General features: G+C 48.7%; 19 protein-coding genes and 1 tRNA gene. 19 read left to right on the forward strand and 1 reads right to left on the reverse strand.

Annotated features, from left to right (window positions below):
- Window positions 1-9 precede the first annotated feature (9 nt).
- The 17 genes from ACTTHR_RS01625 (at window position 10) to ACTTHR_RS01705 (ending at window position 16,945) form a co-directional block, all read left to right on the forward strand.
- A complete protein-coding gene (locus tag ACTTHR_RS01625) occupies window positions 10-1,197 on the forward strand; it encodes an ABC transporter substrate-binding protein (protein WP_442604945.1) in 1,188 nt (395 codons plus the stop codon).
- Between the two features lie 187 nt (window positions 1,198-1,384).
- Window positions 1,385-1,460: transfer RNA gene (locus ACTTHR_RS01630), tRNA-His, on the forward strand.
- A gap of 67 nt (window positions 1,461-1,527) precedes the next feature.
- Window positions 1,528-2,154, forward strand: coding sequence for an IMPACT family protein (locus ACTTHR_RS01635; RefSeq protein ID WP_442604946.1), 627 nt, complete (start codon window positions 1,528-1,530; stop codon window positions 2,152-2,154).
- Window positions 2,151-3,110 carry a bile acid:sodium symporter family protein gene (locus ACTTHR_RS01640; RefSeq protein ID WP_442604947.1) on the forward strand — a complete coding sequence of 320 codons (960 nt, stop codon included), beginning with the start codon at window positions 2,151-2,153 and terminating at the stop codon, window positions 3,108-3,110. Before ACTTHR_RS01635 ends, ACTTHR_RS01640 begins: the two co-directional genes overlap by 4 nt.
- Before the next feature lies 1 nt (window position 3,111).
- The gene (locus ACTTHR_RS01645; RefSeq protein ID WP_442604948.1) at window positions 3,112-3,585 is read left to right on the forward strand and encodes a DUF695 domain-containing protein; all 474 of its coding nucleotides are present in this window, start codon (window positions 3,112-3,114) and stop codon (window positions 3,583-3,585) included.
- Window positions 3,586-4,186: 601 nt separating this feature from the next.
- Window positions 4,187-4,678, forward strand: a complete 492-nt coding sequence (locus ACTTHR_RS01650) for a hypothetical protein (RefSeq protein WP_442604949.1) — start codon at window positions 4,187-4,189, stop codon at window positions 4,676-4,678.
- A 138-nt stretch (window positions 4,679-4,816) separates the two neighbouring features.
- Window positions 4,817-5,311: a hypothetical protein gene (locus ACTTHR_RS01655; RefSeq protein ID WP_442604950.1), complete on the forward strand. Its 495-nt coding sequence runs from the start codon at window positions 4,817-4,819 to the stop codon at window positions 5,309-5,311.
- A 369-nt stretch (window positions 5,312-5,680) separates the two neighbouring features.
- Window positions 5,681-5,956: a co-chaperone GroES gene (locus ACTTHR_RS01660; RefSeq protein ID WP_304284811.1), complete on the forward strand. Its 276-nt coding sequence runs from the start codon at window positions 5,681-5,683 to the stop codon at window positions 5,954-5,956.
- 160 nt (window positions 5,957-6,116) lie between these two features.
- On the forward strand, window positions 6,117-7,763 hold the full coding sequence (gene groL, locus ACTTHR_RS01665; protein ID WP_442604951.1) for a chaperonin GroEL: 1,647 nt from the start codon (window positions 6,117-6,119) through the stop codon (window positions 7,761-7,763).
- Window positions 7,764-7,874: 111 nt separating this feature from the next.
- Complete coding sequence (locus tag ACTTHR_RS01670) at window positions 7,875-8,339, forward strand: peroxiredoxin (protein WP_276775117.1); 465 nt, start codon at window positions 7,875-7,877, stop codon at window positions 8,337-8,339.
- Window positions 8,336-9,409: a recombinase RecA gene (recA, locus tag ACTTHR_RS01675; RefSeq protein WP_314861857.1), complete on the forward strand. Its 1,074-nt coding sequence runs from the start codon at window positions 8,336-8,338 to the stop codon at window positions 9,407-9,409. Before ACTTHR_RS01670 ends, recA begins: the two co-directional genes overlap by 4 nt.
- Window positions 9,410-9,444: 35 nt before the next feature.
- On the forward strand, window positions 9,445-10,443 hold the full coding sequence (locus ACTTHR_RS01680) for a hypothetical protein (RefSeq protein WP_442604952.1): 999 nt from the start codon (window positions 9,445-9,447) through the stop codon (window positions 10,441-10,443).
- Window positions 10,430-11,845 carry a polysaccharide deacetylase family protein gene (locus ACTTHR_RS01685; protein ID WP_442604953.1) on the forward strand — a complete coding sequence of 472 codons (1,416 nt, stop codon included), beginning with the start codon at window positions 10,430-10,432 and terminating at the stop codon, window positions 11,843-11,845. Before ACTTHR_RS01680 ends, ACTTHR_RS01685 begins: the two co-directional genes overlap by 14 nt.
- On the forward strand, window positions 11,821-13,095 hold the full coding sequence (locus ACTTHR_RS01690; protein ID WP_442604954.1) for a glycosyltransferase: 1,275 nt from the start codon (window positions 11,821-11,823) through the stop codon (window positions 13,093-13,095). Before ACTTHR_RS01685 ends, ACTTHR_RS01690 begins: the two co-directional genes overlap by 25 nt.
- Window positions 13,096-13,100: 5 nt before the next feature.
- Window positions 13,101-14,198 carry a bifunctional 3-deoxy-7-phosphoheptulonate synthase/chorismate mutase type II gene (locus ACTTHR_RS01695; RefSeq protein WP_442604955.1) on the forward strand — a complete coding sequence of 366 codons (1,098 nt, stop codon included), beginning with the start codon at window positions 13,101-13,103 and terminating at the stop codon, window positions 14,196-14,198.
- A 39-nt stretch (window positions 14,199-14,237) separates the two neighbouring features.
- Window positions 14,238-14,618, forward strand: a complete 381-nt coding sequence (locus tag ACTTHR_RS01700) for a 2-amino-4-hydroxy-6-hydroxymethyldihydropteridine diphosphokinase (RefSeq protein ID WP_004332215.1) — start codon at window positions 14,238-14,240, stop codon at window positions 14,616-14,618.
- Between the two features lie 38 nt (window positions 14,619-14,656).
- On the forward strand, window positions 14,657-16,945 hold the full coding sequence (locus tag ACTTHR_RS01705; protein WP_442604956.1) for a RelA/SpoT family protein: 2,289 nt from the start codon (window positions 14,657-14,659) through the stop codon (window positions 16,943-16,945).
- A gap of 59 nt (window positions 16,946-17,004) precedes the next feature.
- On the opposite strand, the gene ACTTHR_RS01710 is transcribed toward ACTTHR_RS01705, so the two are convergent.
- A complete protein-coding gene (locus tag ACTTHR_RS01710) occupies window positions 17,005-17,265 on the reverse strand; it encodes an RNA recognition motif domain-containing protein (RefSeq protein ID WP_276774184.1) in 261 nt (86 codons plus the stop codon).
- A gap of 806 nt (window positions 17,266-18,071) precedes the next feature.
- On the opposite strand from ACTTHR_RS01710, the gene ACTTHR_RS01715 reads away from it, so the two are divergent.
- Window positions 18,072-20,618: an outer membrane beta-barrel protein gene (locus tag ACTTHR_RS01715; RefSeq protein WP_442604957.1), complete on the forward strand. Its 2,547-nt coding sequence runs from the start codon at window positions 18,072-18,074 to the stop codon at window positions 20,616-20,618.
- 387 nt (window positions 20,619-21,005) lie between these two features.
- The gene (gene mce / locus ACTTHR_RS01720) at window positions 21,006-21,416 is read left to right on the forward strand and encodes a methylmalonyl-CoA epimerase (RefSeq protein ID WP_304284802.1); all 411 of its coding nucleotides are present in this window, start codon (window positions 21,006-21,008) and stop codon (window positions 21,414-21,416) included.
- Window positions 21,417-21,435: the final 19 nt, after the last annotated feature.

The following is a 21,435-nucleotide window of genomic DNA, read 5'->3' on the forward strand; positions in this document are numbered from 1 at the left end:
GCTTAATCAATGAAAAGATTTTTCCATATCCTCCCCAAGAGAGTTCTCTATCCCTTGCTGGCTTTCCTAGTTCTTGGGATAGGTTACCTGTTTTGTACGAGCAGTAGTTCGCCCGCTCAGGGCTCTTATCCCGATTTGGAGGCCGCTCATCCTTCCATCATTTTTTCTGAGCATCTCTCCGTGACTCACTTGCCGGAGGCGCAGCATCGGGTGGCAATCCTCGATCCTACGCGTCAGGATACGGTGGCTAGATACCTATTGGTTCCTCGGCAGGACGTGGAAAAAGTGTCTCCTCTCCCCAACGAGCGTATTATCCCAATTCCGGTTCGTCGCGTGGTGTGCCTTGGTCTCTCTACGATTGGAGCTCTAGAGGTGCTCAATGAGCGAGCTAGCATCGTAGGAATAGAGAGTGTGACAAAGCTCTATGACAATGACTTGAATGAACGTCTTAGGGCTGGAGCACTCGATACTTTGGGGAGAGGAAAAAATATCAATGCAAGAAAAATAAAAGAACTTGACCCGGATATTATCTTGTGGAGCCCCTTGCCGGGCTATCCAGGGGCCGCAGTTGCACCCGAAGAACTCGCGGATAGAGTAGTCCTTTCTTACGACATCTATGAGCGAACTCCCCTAGGGCGTGCCGAGTGGCTCAAGTTTATCGGGCTTTTGATGGGCAAAGCCAAGACGGCGGATAGTCTGTTTTCGGCCACAGCATCGCGCTATGAGTCTCTGCGCCTGATAGCTCAAGACCGTCCGGAACGCCCTCGCGTAGTCTTTGCGCAAAGGGTGGAGAACGGATGGAAAATACCCTATCCGGCCGGTTATGCGGATTATCTTTTGCATGATGCCAACAGCAAATTTGTCCCCCTCAAAGGCTCTATTGTGGGGCTTACACTCAGCTCTCAAGAGCTTCTTGGTCGCTATCGTGATGCTGAGTACTGGCTCTCGTGGGAAATACCGGGGATACAGACCTTGGAGCAATTTGGGGAGCTCGATCCTGAGATTCGGGGCATTCAGGCTTTTCGTAATGGGCAGGTGCACCTCAATACAAGGTTGGTAGACATACAGGGTGGCAACGAGTATTGGGAGCAAGGGTGGTATCATCCTGATCTTATTTTGCAAGACCTTGTGTACATCTTACACCCCTCCTTGCAGGCACATGGAGCGGTGCATAACTATTGGATGCAACTGCAATAGCGCGAAAAAGGAGAGACGTTGAGGGCAATCAGTGGTGCGGAGAAGAGCCTTGTATAGCCCTTGCCTTTGGGGATTGTCTCAAGAAAATGGGGCGGAATTCTTGTGTATATCAAAACTATTTGTACCTTTGCAGCACCAATCGCGGAGGTGTGTCGTAAAGAGACCGCAGCGAGGTTGGTTTAGTATGGTGGTCGTAGCTCAGCTGGTAGAGCCCCGGATTGTGGTTCCGGTTGTCGTGGGTTCGAGCCCCATCGTCCACCCCATAAGAGAAGAAGAAAGAGTCGGAATAGGGCATAATATCCTCGTTCCGGCTCTTGCTGTTTTACGATGATGGAGCAGGAAAGACAAGACCATTACGAGACCCTGGCAGAGCAAAACCAAGTAGAGTACTCCATACAGAGAAGCCGATTTATAGCTCATGCTCATCCTATTCATGCGGTAGAAGAAGCTTTGGAGCTCGTAGCCTCTCTACGCAAAGAGTACTATAATGCTACGCATGTTTGCTGGGCTTATGCTGTGGGTGCCCTGCGAGAAGAGAGTCGAATGAATGACGATGGTGAACCGTCCGGCACGGCAGGCCGCCCCATCTATGGGCAGATCTTGGCTCAGAACGTAAGCGATGTACTGGTGGCTGTGGTGCGTTACTTTGGTGGGGTAAAGCTCGGAACAGGTGGGCTTATAGATGCCTATAAAGAGAGTGCTCGCCTCGTGCTTATGGAGGCTCCTCGTCGGGAGGTGATTCTCTTGAGCCCTTTTACGCTCCGCTTTGCTCCTCATCTTACAGGTACCGTGATGCGCCTTGTCAAAACCATGGGTGCCGAGATACTAGAGCAAGGGTTTGCACAAGGGGAAAGCCTATTGGAGTGCCGCATACGGCAGGGGCAACTGGAGATCTTACGCTCTGCCGCTGCTGCCATCTATGGACTCTCCTGTACAGTTGAGGATCCGAACTCATGAAGCACACACTCTATCGCCCCATCCCTAGTCGCTTTATGCGGCGTATCAAAGATTATGGGTTACCTATTGCCATTCTTATAGGGATTCTCTTTTATCGTTGGCTCAGCCCTCTGAGTGTTGCCATTCCCTATATGATTGTCTGCATGCTCTTCTTTACTTTCCTAAAGTTACGCCCGGGAGACCTTCATTTTTTACCCGTCCATGGGCTTCTCGTTATTCTGCAAATTGGCTTGGCTCTTGGCTCTTACTACCTCCTTCGCCCCTTCTTTCCCGAGAGTATAGCTCAGGGGGCTTTCAATTGTTTTCTATGCCCTGCGGCCTCCGCTTCGCCTGTGATTATTGGCATGCTTGGGGGCAATATTGCCGTAGGTACAGCCTATGTACTGCTTACAAGTATCGGTATTGCCTTTGTGGGGCCTCTCCTTTTTAGTATAGTGGGGGAGGGGAATGTCCCCTTTTGGGAGTCGGTACTGACGATTTTTGCGCACGTGCTCCCCATCGTCTTGACTCCGCTCCTTTTGGCTTGGGGGTTGCGCGCCCTAGTGCCCAAAGTGCACGCCCGTTTGACCGGCTTATCCTCTGTTTCGTTTTGGGTTTGGGTGGTTGCCCTTGCCATTATTATAGCCAAGACAGTGCATTTTATGGCGGAGGAGCCTCGTTCCGAAATACCCTCTATGCTCCTGCTTATTTTGGTGGGACTTGTGGCTTGCCTAGTCCAATTCGCCTTGGGTAAGTGGCTCAGTAGGCGTTTCCTTAAGGAGAGTATTACGCTAGGGCAGAGCCTGGGACAAAAAAACTCGAGCTTGGCTATTTGGATGGCTCAGGTATATCTCAATCCTCTATCAAGTGTAGCAATGGCGGCCTATTCGATCTGGCAGAACCTGCTCAATAGCCTGCAATTGATGCGCGAAAGTAAACGACAATCTCGGTGCGAGCGAGAGCAAAAGATTCAATAATATGGTATTAACGGATAAATGGTTCACCACCATCGCTAGCGACGATAGCGGTGCTGTAGTAATAATGAATGGGAGACTTGATCTCGAAGCCTTTCGTCTATCGGGGAAGCTGAAGCATCGTATCGAGGTACGACTTCCCTACGAGGCGGACGAAAAGGGGATGCCTACGCGTGAAGCGGAGCGTATCATTGCCCAAGTAGATGACCTATTGCGCCCCAAGATGGAGCGAGACAAGTTGGCTATCCTCACGGGCAATCACCTCGGGGGTGGGGTTAAATACTGGGTTTACTATGCCCGTACCGACAGGGTTTTCTTCGAGCGACTTAACGAGGCTCTTGAGCCACTTCCTCTTCTCCCTTTAGAGTTCGACAACGAGCTGGATCCTGCATGGGACGAGTACTTAGATATGCTCTCGATGAATCCCGACGAGGGAGAGGATGAGGAAGATGAAGAGGGCGATCTCACAGAAGAATAAGAGTCTTTTATCCCATTTAATCGCTATTATAGAGTAGTCACTGCCCCAAAAATGCCTATCAGAAGGTATTGTGGAGAGTAGAAATCCGTGCTAATTTTGCAGCAGAGATTTAGTTAGATAGCGATTTGATTAAATCTTAGTTCGAGAGGGGGCTAGGATAGAGTATTTTACTTCTTCCTCCTTTGGAACGGCAGAGCGACCCCCAGAGTGGGGGAGCATTGGTTGAAGTGTTATCCTTACGAAGCCGCAGGGCCGGAGCGCTTTCGGTACATCTTCGAGAAGAATTCCCTCTGTCTAAGAATTAGATTTTCTCTCTTTCAAATTTATTTCCTTAATTCGTTGCGTGCCGCCTTCCCTTCGTCTCTAGAAGAGGAGGCGGTACGTTTCTTTTGGGAGTGCTGCCTGGTTTTCTGAGAAAAACTGGGCAGCACTTTTTTCATTTTAGACCTAAATCTCTAGAAGTTTAGCCCTAGAATTTTTTATTTCTTGGGCAGAATTCCTCCTGCAAATCAGCTGAAAATAAAAGGCTCTTGATGGAGGGAGTTTCTTTTGAAATACCTACATTTGCGGTAGACTCACTCATTATAAATGTCATAACAGTATGAGAGACAGGATTATAACCACTAAAACGAGTTCTTTACTCACCCTCTTTTTGGGTATTTTCTTTGCCTTTAGTTTAACGTCGTGCGAGAGGTCAGTGCCTACGAGTTCTGATGTAACCCTCGTTGGCACTGCTTGGCAAGGTACTGTTGCTACAAAAGATACAAAAGGACAGATCGTAGAGGTTTCGGTCAAGATCTCTTTCCATGGTAACTCTGTGGGGCACTGGCATTTTGAGGAGGATCCGGCTCCTTTTTTAGGAGCATGGGATGAAGGAAAAATGGCACCTTTGCCTGAGTCTGATAGGTTTAGTACATTCTCATACTTCAGGTTCTCCGAAAAGGTTTTAGAATTGCGTGGATTCCGAAATCTGTATGAGCCCCTTATTGCAGATTGGATGATTACAGAGCGCACGAAAAACAAGTTCTCTCTAACTTCGCGTGCTGCTTTGCCATCGAGGACGGTTTGGCTTAAGTTAAAACGCATTCCTTAGTAGTGTCTTTAACATTAGAGGGATGAGGTGGTCGAAGTCTTGCTAGGCAGGATTAGCCTCATGTGATCGGATTCGTTTGAGAAACCTCCCTTATACATAAGTAGAGTACAATAGAATTTTGCCACAAATTATCATGGTATGGAAAAAAGAATTGCATCCTTTAAAGTGAGTTATTTGCTCACCCTTTTTTTGAGTGTTTTCTTCGCCTTTAGTGTAACATCGTGTGGAGGAAATGATCCTGTAGAAGATATTAACCTTGTCGGTACGGCGTGGAAAGGCTTTGTTTCTACAAAAAATGCAGATGGGAAGCTTGTAACAGCACGAGTAAATATCTCCTTCCTCAAAGAGAGGGGGCGTTGGTACTTTGACGAAGACCCCACGCCTTTCGTCAGCGCATGGGAGAGGGAATACGAGAATATGTACGATAATCGGTTTACTGAATTCTCCTATGAGAGACAGGCTCTTTCACTTATAAAACTTTATAGGTTTGACAGGGATTATGCCTTTTTGTATGGCTCTTGGATTATAACCAAGCTGACTAATAATGATTTTTCCCTTGTAGTTCGTGCAGAAGAAGAGTCACGAGCTGTTTGGTTAAAACTCTCTCGAATGCCTTCTACTCCCACTAGGTAAAGGTTCGTACTACGGGAAAGAGGGATATTTATCCGGTTGTGAAAAGTATTGCCTAGGGAGGAGATCCCCTCTCTCGGCTAAGCTGATTTCCCACCGAGGGCTGGGGAATGCGTTACTCTCTTTGTACGCATTCCTCAGCCTTTTTCTGTCTGCTCTTAAAGAGAATCCCAAGTGCTAAAGCCCTTCTTTTTAGGTGATTTTTTCTGCGAAGAAAGGGGAGACAAATTGTCTTCTTAGCCTATTTCTGCCTCTTGGCATAGTATTTGTATGAATTTTCGATATCAAGGATGGGCTCGGCACTAGCGAGTGCATATAGAGCTAATCCCCAGGAAGAAATAAATAGAATAGTAACATAATAATCGTATTCGTATGAATATCAAACCGCTTGCAGATCGTGTGGTAGTGAAGCCAGCCGATGCAGAACAGAAGTCCCAAGGTGGCATCATCATTCCCGATACCGCTAAAGAAAAGCCTCTCCGTGGTACTGTTGTAGCCGCTGGTAAGGGTACTAAGGATAACCCGATGGAATTGAAAGAGGGGGATGTAGTGCTCTATGGGAAGTATGCCGGTACAGAAATCGAGCTTGAGGGTGATAAGTTTATCATCATGCGCGAGAGCGATGTCTTGGCTGTGATAAAGGGGTAACACAACGTTAAATTAAGAAATATGGCAAAGACAAGCGTACGGCCAGGAAATCCTTTTCAGCAAACAGGAGGTAATATGCCTTCTACCACTGGGAATAAAAGTGGATCTGGTCGCGGAAACAATCCATCTAAATAACATATACATCTAAAAAGAAAAAGCTATGGCTAAAGAGATATTATTTGATCAAGAAGCACGCGACCTCCTCAAAAAAGGTGTGGATCAGCTTGCTAATGCAGTGAAGGTAACCCTCGGTCCTAAGGGGCGTAATGTGATCCTTGGTAAGAGCTATGGTGCTCCCCATATCACCAAAGACGGGGTAAGCGTAGCAAAGGAAATCGAGCTCGAAGGTGCCTTTGAAAACATGGGAGCTCAGCTTGTGCGTGAGGTAGCATCCAAGACCAACGACGATGCCGGTGATGGTACCACTACGGCTACCGTTCTTGCCCAGAGCATTATCAATGTAGGGCTCAAGAATGTAACAGCCGGTGCCAATCCTATGGAGCTAAAGCGTGGTATTGACAAGGCTGTGGCTACCGTGGTTAAAAACATTGCCACTCAGAGCGAGGCTGTAGGTGACGACCTTAAGAAAATTGAGCACGTGGCTAAGATCTCGGCTAATGGGGACGAAGAAATCGGTCGCCTTATTGCCGAAGCTATGGGCAAGGTAAAGAAAGAAGGAGTTATCACGGTAGAAGAAGCTAAGGGTACCGACACCGAAGTAAAGGTGGTAGAGGGTATGCAGTTCGACCGCGGTTATATCTCTCCCTACTTCGTAACCAATACGGAGAAGATGGAGTGCCAAATGGAGAATCCCTACATCCTCCTCTATGACAAGAAGATCTCAGTTATCAAGGATATCCTTCCTCTTCTCGAGAAGAGCCTACAAACAGGCCGTCCTCTTCTGATCATTGCAGAGGATATCGACAGCGAAGCTCTTGCAACTCTCGTAGTAAACCGCTTGCGTGGTGGTCTCAAGATCTGCGCCGTGAAGGCTCCCGGTTTTGGTGATCGTCGTAAGGCTATGTTGCAGGATATTGCCATCCTCACAGGGGCTACTGTGATTAGCGAAGAGACAGGTTTCTCTCTCGAAGCTGCTACAATTGAGATGCTTGGTCAGGCCGAAAAGGTAACGGTAGACAAGGATAATACTACGATTGTAAATGGTATGGGAGACAAGGGCGAACTAGAGTCTCGTGTAGCTCAAATCCGTGCTCAGATTGAGAATACCAAGAGCGATTACGATCGCGAAAAGCTCCAAGAACGTTTGGCAAAACTTGCCGGTGGTGTAGCTGTTCTCTATGTGGGTGCTGCCAGCGAAGTAGAGATGAAGGAGAAGAAAGACCGTGTAGAAGATGCCCTCAGCGCCACTCGTGCCGCTATCGAAGAGGGTACCGTTCCCGGTGGTGGTACGGCTTACATTCGTGCCATTGATGCTCTCGAAAGCCTCAAGGGTGAGACAGACGATGAGACAACCGGTATTGAGATCGTAAAGCGCGCCATCGAAGAACCTCTTCGCCAAATCGTGGCTAATGCAGGTAAGGAAGGTGCCGTAGTAGTACAAAAGGTACGCGATGGTAAGGCCGACTTTGGTTACAATGCACGTCTTGATAAGTACGAAAATCTCGTTGCTTCCGGGGTAATCGACCCTGCTAAGGTGTCTCGTGTTGCTCTCGAAAATGCTGCTTCTATTGCCGGTATGTTCCTAACAACGGAATGCGTTGTAGCAGAGAAAAAAGACGATAAAGCAGATATGAATGCGGCTGCCGCTGCCGCTGCAATGGGCGGTGGTATGGGAGGTATGATGTAATCCTCCCAGAGGATCATCCGTAATCTTAAGTAGGGTGTTGTCTCGTGTGAGAGACAGCACCCTTTCTTATAATAGATACGCTTTGGACGAAAAGAATTACCTTTGTGTGTGATGAATATAGGAGATAAAATACCCGAGATATTAGGGCCGGATCAAGATGGTACCCTACTTAAGAGTAGCGACTTTTTAGGGTCGCCATGGATACTCTATTTTTACCCAAAAGATAATACCTCCGGCTGCACAGCCGAGGCTTGTTCCCTGCGCGATCACATCGAGGCTTTGGCCGAGAGAGGGTATCGTGTTGTGGGGGTAAGCAAAGATTCGCAGGCTTCCCACCAACGCTTCCGTAGCAAGTACGACCTGCCTTTCTCGCTGATTGCCGATGAGGAACATCGCCTGCAAGAGGAAATGGGCGTATGGGTGCCTAAGAAAATGTATGGCAAAGAGTACATGGGTACTCTGCGCTCTACTTTTGTGGTAGATGCCCAAGGGGTAATACGTTATATATTCAGTGGCAAAGAGGTGAATACCTCTAAGCACGCTGAACAGATACTCAAAGTAATAGACAACTTATGAACGAAGAAGAAAAGCTCCCCGAGAGCACAACTCCCGATACAAAGTCTAATCCCACCAAAGAAAAGGTGGCTATAGACAAAAACAAACTAGCCGCCATACAGATGGCGATGGAGCGCATTGAGAAAACTTACGGGAAGGGCTCCATCATGAATATGGGAGAGAGAACCTCCGATAGTGTAGACGTGATCCCTACGGGGAGCCTTGCTCTAGACGTAGCCCTTGGCGTAGGCGGATACCCTCGTGGGCGCATTATCGAAATCTACGGTCCCGAATCTTCCGGTAAGACTACGCTTGCCATCCATGCCATTGCCGAGGCGCAACGTATGGGCGGTTTGGCCGCTATCATCGATGCCGAGCACGCTTTCGACCCTACTTATGCCGAGCGCTTGGGCGTGGATATTGAGCGTCTTTGGATCTCACAACCCGACAACGGGGAGCAAGCTCTGGAGATTGCCGAGCAGCTCATCCGCTCGTCTGCTGTAGATGTAGTGGTAGTAGACTCTGTGGCCGCTCTTACTCCCAAACAAGAGATTGAGGGCGAGATGGGCGATAAGAATATCGGGCTACAAGCTCGTCTTATGTCGCAGGCGTTGCGTAAGATGACTAGCGCGGTAAGCAAATCGAATGCCGTCTGCATCTTCATCAATCAATTGCGTGAAAAGATAGGCGTTACCTACGGCAATCCGGAAACAACAACCGGGGGGAATGCCCTTAAGTTTTACGCCTCAGTGCGTCTTGATATTCGCCGTAAAACTCAGCTCAAAAATGGCGATGATGTCTATGGTAATGAGACGCGCGTAAAGGTGGTAAAGAACAAAGTTTCTCCTCCATTTAAGACTGCCGAGTTTGAAATTATCTTCGGAGAGGGTATCTCCTCGGAGAGTGAAATAATCAACCTGGGTACCGATTTTGGCATTCTCCAGAAGAGTGGTTCGTGGTACAGCTACGACGGCACCAAGCTGGGGCAAGGCAAGGATGCAGTACGCCGTATCTTGCAAGATAATCCGGAGCTTAGCAGCGAACTTCGTGAGAAGATTGGCGAGGCTCTGCGTCAGCAACGAGGGATTTAGTAACCAATCGCCCCGGGCAAAGCTTTGTGGAGAAGGTGACTATCGTTACCAGTCGCACTGAGTATGAGACGTTTGTTGCCGAGCAGGCAGAGACCGTCCCTCTATATTACCATCCTTGGTGGCTCGATGCCGTAACAGGTGGTGCCAAGGAATGGCAGCCTTGGTGTGCCCTCTCCGATGATGGTCGAGTACTCGCCGTTTTCCCTTTATATACCCCCGTGCGAGGGGTGGCCATATCTCCTCCCTACACGCAAGTAGGGGGGATTTACTTTTCTCCTGAGGGGGAGGGTGGCGAGGGGTCTCCCCAAAGTCAGCATGGAATCTTTGTGCAGAGACGCAAGATAACGATGGCGTTTGTGGTGGCCATGCCGCAATTCAAGTATTTTGAAGTACCCTTCCCCACATCCTTTACAGACTGGTTGCCCTACTATTGGCAGGGGTATAGTTCTTTTGTTCGCTACTCATATGCTAGGCGGTTGCCCGAGGACGAAAAGGCTCTTCTTGCGAGCGAAAATAGGGATATACGGCACAAAATCACGTTGGCAAAACAGCTTGGGTATCAATACCAAGAGGCCTCTACTCCCGAAGATTTACTACGCCTCTCGCATACGCTTTACCGCAAAAAGGGGCTTGCCCATCACCTCCTCTCAACTCTAGAGCATACGGTGGATGTTGCGATGAGTCGTGGGCAAGGGCTTCTGCCTACCATCTATTCTAAGGAGGGCGATCTCCTTGCCGCCGGTTTTACTCCCTACGAGGGGTCCACCGGTTATCTCATAGCCTCCGCATCCGTTGGGGGCAAAGAGCACAAAGCGGCTCCTGCTTATTTGATTCACTCTACCATGCTTGCCTTGGTACGTTGCCACCTAACCCATTTTGATTTTGAGGGCTCTATGTTGCAGGGCGTTGAGGCGGTATTCCGTTCTTTTTATGGGGAGCAATATCCCTTTTATCGGATAAGTAAAGGCTCCCTATCCCTCGTGCAGAGGTTGCGTTTAGCCTACCATTACAGACAGCTCCATGCGCACAGATAAAATTGCTCGCTATATTATCTCCTTCCTTTTGAGGGAAGAGGAGTTGCCGGGGAAGCTCACCAATGCGGTGGGTTATACAGCCAATCTTGCCGAGATGTCGCGCTACAAGGTGGTGATCATGCCCTCCGGATTCTTTGACGTAGGGGTGTATGGTACAGATGCCGCAGATCCCAAACTTCCGCTTTTGGAGTGGGAGGGTATTCCTTTGCTCTTTGGTACCCCTTGCGTAACGAGGGCATATGCCGGAGGTCCTATTCTGATTCATGCCGATATTGTAGCCTCTGCATATTACCTTGTTTCGCGCTACGAGGAGATGTACCGCCGCACAGAGCGCGACGCCTACGGGCGTTTCCCGGGGAAGAAAAGCCTCCCCTATCGAGCCGGTTTCTTGCACCGCCCTATTGTGGAGGAGTATGGAGAGCAACTCCGCTCTTTGCTGCAAAGTGCTTTTCGAGAGAGCGGTCAAGAGGAGTATTCCAAGCTAGAAATCCCCTCTATCCCTCGTAAGTTTGCTCGAGTCCACCTCACGCACGATATTGATTGTCCATACGAATACCATGGCGTGCGTAGCCTTTTTCGTGCTTACGTAAAGGAGCATAAGAGTCTATGGAATGCCTATCAATTGGCTTTCCGTTCCCTACTAAGCGATCGTTATTTTACCTTCGATCGTTTTTTGGAATGGAACCGAGAGGTAGAGCGTAGGCTTCCAAAAGGGAAGTGCAAGACGCTGTTTTTCTACAAAACACCGAGCAAGGAACCCGAGGATCGTCCCAACTACCGCGTTACGCATGGAGCTGCCCGTCGAGTACATCTCTATGCCCGTAAGTATGGAGTAGAGGAGGCTTTCCATATCCCTATGGAGGGATCTCTTCATCCCGAGCGCATTGAGCATCAGTTGCATCTGCTGGAGCACGATCTCAAGAAGAGCATTACGCACGCTCGTTATCACTATTTGGCAGCTCGTGAGCCGGAGGATTTTTTATACCTCCTCAATGCAGGCATTCTAGACGATTACTCAATGGGCTACCCCGATGTTGCGGGCTTCCGCTTGGGTACCTGCCGCCCGATTCACTACATCATGCCCTCTACCGGTACCATTACCAACCTCGTGTTGCATCCGCTTACGCTAATGGATTGTTCGCTAGACCGTACTAAATATATGGGACTAGGCGCACGCGATGCTCTAACGTACAGTTATCAGTTGCTCATTGCAACCGCAAAATACAATGGAGAGCTTAATTTGCTTTTCCATAATGACCTGCTAGCCAAAGAGGTACACCCCTATCACTCTCGACTTTATCGCGAGTTATTGCGTATCATCCTGCGCATAGAAGAAAGTGACACAGCGGAAGAAAAACCTCTAGAAGAGCTTATACCATGTCCCGACGTATTCTTGTACTAGCCGATCTCTACCCACCCCATTTTGCACCACGCGTCTTTTCTCTAGTGAGCTATTGGGTCTCTTTGGGGTGGCAAGTGGTGGTGGCTACTGAGGATATTAAGCAATGGAATAACTCAGGGCACGGCAAGGTCTTCGAGGGAATGGAGGATCTTTGCCCCACGTACCGCATACCTCTGAGGAAGTCGTATAGCGTGTGGGAGTCCCTCGGAGAAGCCTTCTTCTCTACCAAAGAACGCGCCTTTAGGGTGGCTCTTGAGGAGCTACTGAAGATGGACGAATTCGACCTGATTGTCTCTTTTTCGTACCGCACCTTCCCTCATGGTACGGCTGCACAACTTGCCAAAAAGTACCATCTACCCGTAGTGATGGATTCGCGAGATATTGTAGAGCAATACCCTCGCTACGAGTTCCTTCCTACCCACAAGGGACAAAAATCATTGCCCAAAAAACTCTTCCTTTCTCTTCTAAAACATCAGTATATCCGCCAGCGGAGTCGGGCGTTTCGGTCGGCACAAAAGATTGTCACCGTATCCCCTTGGCATCAGAGCGTCCTGCAAAAAGCCTCAAAAGGGGTACCGGTGGAGGTGCTCTATAATGGTTATGATCGCTCCCTCTTTTACCCTCGGGAGCCGGAGAGAACGCCTCGCTTTACCCTCCTTTTTACAGGGCGATTATTGACCCTTGCTCGCTCCAATCCTACTCCTCTTTTTGAGGCATTGAGTAGTGTTGCTTTGCGCCCAATTATAGAAGAGGGGTTGCTAGAGGTGGCTTGGTATGTAGATGAGCAGTCGCGAGAACTTATTGAGGAGTGTTTGAGTCGTTTCCCCGCCTTTGTGGCCTCTCTGCAGCAGATTCATAGTATGCAGCCCTTTGTTCGGGTGCCGCATTTGTTGCAGCAGAGCAGTATGGTACTCATGTTGGGAACGCCCGAAACGCGGCACGGAGCGCATGGTATCGTCTCAACAAAGATTTTCGAAGCACTTGCCATGGAAAAGCCTATCCTTATGGTTATGGGCGATAAGGCGATTGGGGAGGAGATACTAAAGAGGGCAAGAGGAGGCTGCCCCGCCGGCGAGGCTTCCGAAATAATTGAGTACATTTGTCGTTACTATGAGCAGTGGAAATCGTTGGGTTATACCCATACAGTGGAGCCTAATAGAGAGTATATTGCTACCTTTGCACGTGATGAGATTGCGCGGCACTACACGTCGATACTAGAAAACGAGCTGGCATCTTATCAGACATTATAGGAATAATGATGAACGAACAATCCGCACCTTCCCCGAAGCCTTCTCCCTTGCCGGAAGAGCCTACAGAGCCACGATCATACCGCCTGATTGCAGGCCCCTGCAGTGCAGAAAGCCGTGAGCAGCTACTTGCTACGGCCGAGGGTTTGCAACCGCTCCGAATAGATCTCTTCAGAGCCGGTATCTGGAAACCTCGCACCAAACCGGGCGGTTTTGAAGGAATTGGCATCGAAGGCCTTTCTTGGTTAGCAGAGGTAAAAGAAAAATTTGGCTACCGCACTACTACCGAAGTTTGTACCTATAGGCATGCCGAGGCTGCCCTAGAGGCCGGGGTGGATGTGCTCTGGATTGGAGCCCGCACCTCTACAAATCCTCACTCTGTACAGGAGATTGCCGAAGTGCTCCGAGGGTCTAATATCCCCCTTATGATTAAAAACCCAATGTGCCCCGACCTGCAGTTGTGGATCGGTACCATTGAGCGTTTTTGGCAAGTGGGTATTACGGACATTTCTGCCATCTTCAGAGGATTCCCCCCTCCCCCTGCCATCAAGATAGACTACCGCAACGCTCCCTATTGGGGCGTAGCCTTTGAGTTCCAAAACGAATTGCCCGATATCCCTCTTATCTGTGACCCAAGCCATATTTCGGGGCGCAGAGAAGCTATTCAGGCTGTGAGCCAAAAGGCATTGAATCTTGGCTTCCAAGGTTTGATGATCGAGAGTCATATCCAACCTGCCAAAGCCCTAACGGATGCTCGTCAGCAGGTTACCCCATCTGAGCTTAAAACCATAATAGATAATCTCGTAATAAGGAGTAAGGCAACTCGGATAGAGGATATACGTCTCATGTCTTACCGAGCCACTCTTGCCGAGATGGACAATCTTCTTATTTCCAATCTGGCGCATCGTATGATCGTTGCTACTCGCATTGGAGAACTAAAGAGACGTGCCGATATCCCCGTCTTGCAGGAGGCGCAATTTGAGGCCAACCTGGCAGAGTGTACCTCGTGGGCTGAGAGCCTGGGGCTTGATCCCTCCTTCGTAAAAAAACTTATGACCCTTATACATGAAGAGTCGGTGCGTATCCAGCACAACAATCGTAAGTAATCCCTATCCATTTAGACTAGAGAGCGCATTATTATAGCAATGACAAACAAAGCCATTATTAGCATAGGTAGCAACAAAGATCGAACGAATAATATCAATAGTGTTACCCAGCTACTGCAATCTTCGTACCCGGGGAGCCGCTTCTCCACACCCGAGATTACCGAACCCATAGACCTACCCGAGGGCACTAAGCCCTTTCTAAACTTGGTCGCCATGATCCCTACCGGTGAGTCTTGTGAGGACTTTTGCTCTCGCCTCAAGGCGATAGAGAAAGATTTCGGGCGCGATCCGGATGATGACGAAGAGGGAATTATCCCCCTTGATATAGACCTTATTGAGTGGAACGACGAGGTGATAAAGCCTCACGACTTGGTGCGTCCTTATGTAGTGGCAGGGATGGAAGAGATCGACGAGTTTTAGTCGCTTCTCCTTCTTCCCCAGAGAAGAAAGGAAAGTATATGCAGCCGATAGATGTTACTCCCGAGGGGAAACTTAATCCCACCCCTCCGCAAGAAGAGAATTATTTCTCCCGAGAAGAAAAGGCTCGCTTGCTGGAGCTGTACCGAGAGCTGAGGGGGCTACCGCATATCCAAGTCCCCCCGTCGGTGTATCGGGAGCGGCTCACTTTTTTAGTGAAACAGGGCTGTTTTGCCCGAGATGAGTTTGGCTACAACGGGCTTCTTCGTCAGCTCGAAGTAGCCCTTATTGTATCTAAGGAGTTTAATCTCAGTAGTGTATCGCTATCGGCAGTACTCTTCTATAGGGCTGTTTACAAAGGCTTTTTTACGCCGGAGGAGGTGGCGAAGTTTACTCCGGAGGGGACTGTATCCCTTATTGCTCGCATACGAGAGACGGCTCAGATCTATATGCGTCGCTCCCATGTGGAGGACTCTCTCTTTCGCGAACTGCTGCTCACGGTGGCCGAAGATGTGCGCGTACTGCTTCTGATCATTGCAGACCGCCTCTATCGGATGCGCACGGCTAAAAAATATCTGCCCGAGGAGAAGCGTCGCGAGCAAGCCGAGGAGGTGAATAGTTATTTTATCCCTCTAACGCACAAACTCGGGCTCTATGCCGCCAAGGGAGAGCTGGAAGATCTATACCTAAAATACACGCAACCCGAATCTTTCTATGCCATCAAATCGATGCTGGGAGAGACCAAACGTGCACGCGAAGAATACTTGCAAAAGTTTGTTGCCCTCCTTAGGCAGTGCATTGATAGTGGTACCAAGCGATGGCGCTACGAGATAAAATCCCGCACCAAGAGCATTAGCTCCATCCACAACAAAATGCAGAAGAAGGGGGTTTCTTTCGATAATATCTTCGACCTTACCGCCTTGCGCATCATTATAGAAGCCCCTCCTCGGGAGGAGCACGAAGCCTGCTGGTACTGCTATAGTTTGATTACGGACAAATTCACGCCCGATACAGAGCGTCTGCGAGATTGGATTACCACACCCAAGGCCAATGGCTACGAATCCCTCCAAATCACCGTGGAGGGGCCCGAAGGTCGCTTCATAGAAATCCAAATCCGTACGCGACGTATGGATGAGGTGGCAGAGCGAGGGGTAGCTGCCCACTGGCGTTATAAGGGTCTTAAGAGTGAGGGAGAACTGGACAAAACGCTTACTTCGGTGCGTAAAATGCTGGAGACAAAAGCGAATGTCTCTACGGACGAAAACGAGAAGTACAGCCTAGGAGCCCCCAAAGAGATATTTGTTTTTACCCCCCGAGGAGAGCTGAAAAAACTTCCCCCAAAGGCTACAGTACTCGATTTTGCCTTCGCCATTCACTCCAATGTGGGGGCTACGGCGGTAGCGGCTCTGGTCAATGGCAAGAATGCCTCTCTGCGCACTCTGTTGCAGAATGGGGATACGGTAAGTGTGACAACCAACCGCAATCAATACCCGAGGGAAGACTGGTTACAGATCGTTGTTAGCTCTGCAGCCAAAAATAAAATCCGCCAGAAACTAAGAGAACGGAGCGAGCGAGGGCTTAGCGAAGCACGTGCTACTCTCGAACGCCGCTTCCGCAATAGGCACCTTACTTGGGATGAGAGTCTATTCAATCAGCTCACGCGCAAAATGGGCTATGCCGCACTTAACGAGTTTTTCCGCGATGTGGCCGACGGCAAGTTGGATCTAAATCATGTTTTAGAAGAGTACCAACGTCGTTACAATGCCCAATACACGACTTTGGAAACAGCTGCCAAGGAGGGAACATTGACCATCCCCCTCACCTACGAAGCCGTGCAAACGGGGGATACCCCCGGGCAAGACAATACCGTTGCCGGGCGTGGTGCCGGTACCGTGGTGATTATGGACGAAAGTCTCAATGGTGTTGATTACGCGCTCGCTCAGTGCTGTAATCCACAGTTTGGGGATGCTATCGTGGCTTATCCCTCTCGCTCGGGGATTCGTATCCACCGCAAGAGCTGTCCCAATGTGCCCTATCTGATGCAAAATAACCCCGACAAACTACTCCCGGCTGAGTGGAGTGGGTTAGGCTCTACGCAACCCAAAGCCCACCTTTATGTAGAGGCTATCGATAGTGTGGAATTGGTCTCTAGGTTGATTTCTCTTGTCAAGAATAATACCTCCGTTACGCTGCTGAGTTACAATATCCAAACAAAGGGAGGTTTGATTGATGCGGAGTTTACTGTACAGGCTCCGCGCCCTCGCATTCAGGCTCTACGCAACCAAGTTGCTGTGCTCTCCGGGGTGCACTTTGTTCGCCTGCGCTTCTAATACTTCTGTTTTTCATGGGAATCCCCCTCCGTGTAGACGAAGGGGGATGGGATAGTGCGTTAGCGACGAGGAGCGCGTTCGGGGCGTTCTTCTGCTTGTTTCGCAACAAGTTTACGTCCCATAAACTCCTGTTCGTTCAGGGCTTCGATGGCAGCCAAAGCCTCTTCGTCGTCCATTTCTACAAATCCAAAACCGCGAGAGCGACCTGTCTCTCTGTCTGTAATGATGCGAGCATTGGCTACGCTTCCATACTGTTGCACGAGGGCGGTAAGATCCTCAGCCTTTACCTTGAAATTAAGGTTACCTAGATAGATGTTCATTCCTCTTGTGAGAATTAAAATTAGTACTATGTCAAAAAAGGAACTACTTCTACTATCGGAAGTTATGAGTTAGGGGTCTGCTCCCCTTTGTAGAGGGTTTGCTCGCTAGCACTCTTGTCTACAAATATATCTCAAAGCCAATCCTACGGAATTAGATGTTCGCTTGTGACGAGACAAAGGTAGGTAAAACTCTATAACTATCTTTTATCAATACGAAAAACATGTATGCAGTACTTTTATACTATTTCCATATGCACGGCTACTATCCCTTTAGAGGGGTGCTTTTTAGGCTATTGGCGAGGGGACTCTTTGTTTGTCGCTAGATGTCAAATGGTGGCCACGCTATTTCCATTTTTCTTTAGGCTGATTTTGTGGGGGCACTTTGCCCTAAAAATTTTTACTTCCTGCCTGTGAAATAGAAAAATCCTGCCCGGAAAAGAAAAAAGTATAGGGCAGTGATTTTTGAGTGTTTCACGCGCTGAGATTTTAGAGCCTGATGAAGAGAGGGGAAATAGGGAGGAGAGCTCGTTTTGCATAGATGCTTCTTACTGAATCGGACGTTTTCCTTTGAGTCAGAGGGGTATTTGTTAGGTTTTTTGTTGAATTATCGTACATTTGCCCCGTTGGAGGCGTCGGAGGGCTGAGCGAAGCTTTCCGCCCCTCTTCTGTTCATGACTAGTTAAATTAGAGATAATGGAAGCTTCTCCTAGGTACTCACCTTGAGATGTAGGAGGAGCGAAAAGAAAAAAGCACTTGTTATTATGAGATCGTACTCTATTGAGAAGCCTAGAAATAGGTTTTTATGCTTGAGTTTTTTGTTGGCTCTATGCTTTGCTATCGGTGGAGCCGGAGCCCAAAATAATCACCTGCTGCGAGGCATGGTATTGGATAGCCTTAGCCGTGAGCCGGTACCCTTTGCAGCAGTCTCTTTCACCCCTATTGAGGAGGGGAAGGAGGGGAGTGCTCTACGGCAGCTTACCGACGATGGAGGGCGTTTTGCTATATCTGTACCTGTGGCCAATGAGTACAAGGTAGAAGCCTCTTTTGTAGGCAAGAAGATGCAATCCCAGATACTCCCTTACAGCAAAGTAAAAAGTATGGGTATGTTGCGCCTTTTTATGGCCGACGATGCCGAAAATCTTGCAGAAGTAACCGTTACGGCTGCTCGTCCTTTGGTACGTCTTGATGCCGATCGCATTGCCTATAATGTAAAGGATGACCCTTTGAGCAAGGCTGAGTCCCTCCGAGATATGCTCCGAAAGGTACCCCTTGTAACGGTGGATGGAGAGGGAAATGTTAGCGTTAAGGGGTCGAAGAATTTCCGTATTTACCTCAATGGTAAGCCCTCTAAAATGATCTCCTCAAATCCTAAGGAGGTACTCCGTAGCATTCCAGCTTCTACTATTAAGTCGGTGGAGGTAATCACAGAGCCGGGGGTAAAATATGAGGCTGAAGGGGTCGGTGCCATCCTCAATATTATCACGGAACAAACCTCTTTTGAGGGGTATCAGGCACAGATAGGAGTAGATGGCTCTATCATACAACCCGGTGGGGGTGGGAATGTATTTTTCACCAGCAAGGTCGGTAAGTTTGGGGTTACTGCCAACTATCACGGAGGGGTGTACAACTTCTCTATGATGCCGATGCTCAATACCTCAGTCCTTACTTATCGTGATACGGGTATCCGTCTTACCAGCGAGAATACAGTGGAGCGCAATAAAAGTCGCTATGGCTACCACATGGGGGGATTGAACCTCACCTACGACATCAATGAGCGCAACCTCTTATCGTTGAATGTGGATCTCTCTAGCCATAACACCCCGGGGGTGAATATTACCACCACACGCACCGAAGACCCCTCGGGCAAGTTGCTTGCCAAGGATGGGTTGAGGGCTGATACCAAGAGTAGCTCCACAACGCTCGAAACTCGGCTCGACTACGAGCATACCACGGCTCTAAAGGGTGAGTCCCTGACCCTCTCCTACCAATGGGTTCATACTCCCAATCATAGCGAGGTTCTTACTGATCAGAAAATCTTCGACCCGGCGAATGCCGAGAGCATTCTGCAGACCAATCGACAATTCTCCCAAACCGATGCTGCTTTTAATGAGCATACCGGCCAGATCGATTACGTTCGTCCCTTTGGCGATAAGTGGAAGGTAGAGGCAGGGCTTAAGAGTATATTCCGTTTGGGTGCAACCGAGTCTGTGTTTAAGGTCTTGGATAAAATCAGCAATGAATGGGTCGTTGGGAGTCTCTTTGGGCAGCATTTGGGTATTAGTGGCTCTCCCATGGCATATAAGCAAAATATCTATGGAGCCTATGGTAATGTCACGTACCGCAAAGGTAATGTCAATCTCGTAGCCGGAGCTCGCGCCGAGTATGGCGTACAAAACGTAGAGTTTGCCAAAGAACTCAAAGCTAATTTGCATCACACCTTCTTGGATGTAGTGCCACAGCTTATTGCTACATGGACTCTTGCCGATGCAGACCAACTGAAGCTAGGATACAACTACCGCATACAACGCCCCAGCATTACCCAGCTCAATCCCTACCGTGAGCAGGTGTCGCCCCTACAGGTGAAGTATGGAAATGAAAACCTCTCCAACGAGAGAGTACATGCCCTAGATGCTACCTATTCGCACTATACGCAGAAGTTCTCGCTCATGCTAAGTGCCAGCTACCAATTCAGCAACAATAAAGTAGAGGAGTACTTCTTTAGCCAACTTGACGACAAGGGGAATCGTATTTTACACCAGACATATACGGATAAGGGTAAGATGCGTTCTTTGGGCTTTAACATCTTTACGCAGTATGTGCCGGCGTCGTGGGTACGTCTCTATCTGCAGAGTAATCTAAACTTTGTAACCCTAGATGCTAGTGGTATTAAGATTAATGGGAAAGACAATTATGGCAATACCGTGATGAAAGGGCTGGGAGGTAACAGCTTCATGGGTGCGACGTTTACCCTTCCCAAGAATTGGAGTCTAGGAGTAAATGCAGGCATATTTATCCAACCTCCTACGATCAACCTAAAGAGCTTCTGGGGGTCTTGGCACCACCTGAGTGTGAGCAAGTCGTTCCTCAAACAGCGATTAACTGTCTCAGGATGGATTAGCAATCCTTTCTCTCCTTGGTATGATCTCAGAATCGCTATGTCGTCTCCTTCATTCAAAGGTGAGACCCATGTTCGCAACTATGGCTTATCTACGGGTGTCTCAATCAGCTATAGTTTTGGTAACCTCAAGAACTCGATTCGCAAGGTAAGCCGCACCATTGAGAATAAGGACTTGATGAGTAGCGAAAAGAAACAAGGAGTTGGAGGTGCCCCCGGAGGAGTTGGAGGTAATTAATTCCCCTCTACTATGAGGTAGAGAGTCTCCTCTATGAGCAAGTCGCGCTAAGCCTGCTCCGGAGGCGCTCTCTTCCCTATATAGCATATACCCCATGGAGTTGAGAAAAGCTCTGTGGGGTATCTTTTTTATTCCCTTAGGGGTGTATATCTGCACCAAAATAGGGTTGGTGTGCATTTATCTCCTTACTGCGTATAAATCTGATGGTTACGGGTGTTTTTCTTAGCTATAAGCCCTCGGAATTCTCATTCTAACTCCCTATTTTTCCCTAATATATTCATTGGCTAGCGTATTATTACTATATTTGCACCGAGATATAGGTGTCTCACCTCTCTTGCCACAGAGGGGGTGCCCCTATAAAAAGAAGCAAATTAATAAGTGTAGCATATGGATCTATCACATATCGAACACCTGGGTATAGCCGTTAAGAGTATCCAAGAAGCTCTTCCTTTTTTTGAAGAAACTTTAGGGCTCAAGTGCTATAACATAGAAGAAGTAGCCGACCAAAAAGTACGTACGGCTTTCCTTAAAATTGGAGAAACTAAACTGGAATTACTTGAGCCCACAAGCGAAGATAGTCCCATCGCTAAGTTCTTAGAGAAGCGAGGCGAGGGGATTCATCACATCGCTTTTGCTACGCCCGATGCCGGCGTTGCCCTCTCCGAAGCCGGAGAAAAAGGGGTGCAACTTATAGACAAACAACCCCGCCGTGGGGCAGAGGGGCTTAATATCGGCTTCCTTCATCCCAAGAGCACACATGGCTTGTTGCTAGAGTTGTGCGACGGAAAAGACAAATAAAACAACGAATAAACACTTT

It is taken from the genome of Porphyromonas endodontalis, from assembly GCF_052173515.1.
Lineage (GTDB): Bacteria > Bacteroidota > Bacteroidia > Bacteroidales > Porphyromonadaceae > Porphyromonas > Porphyromonas endodontalis_A.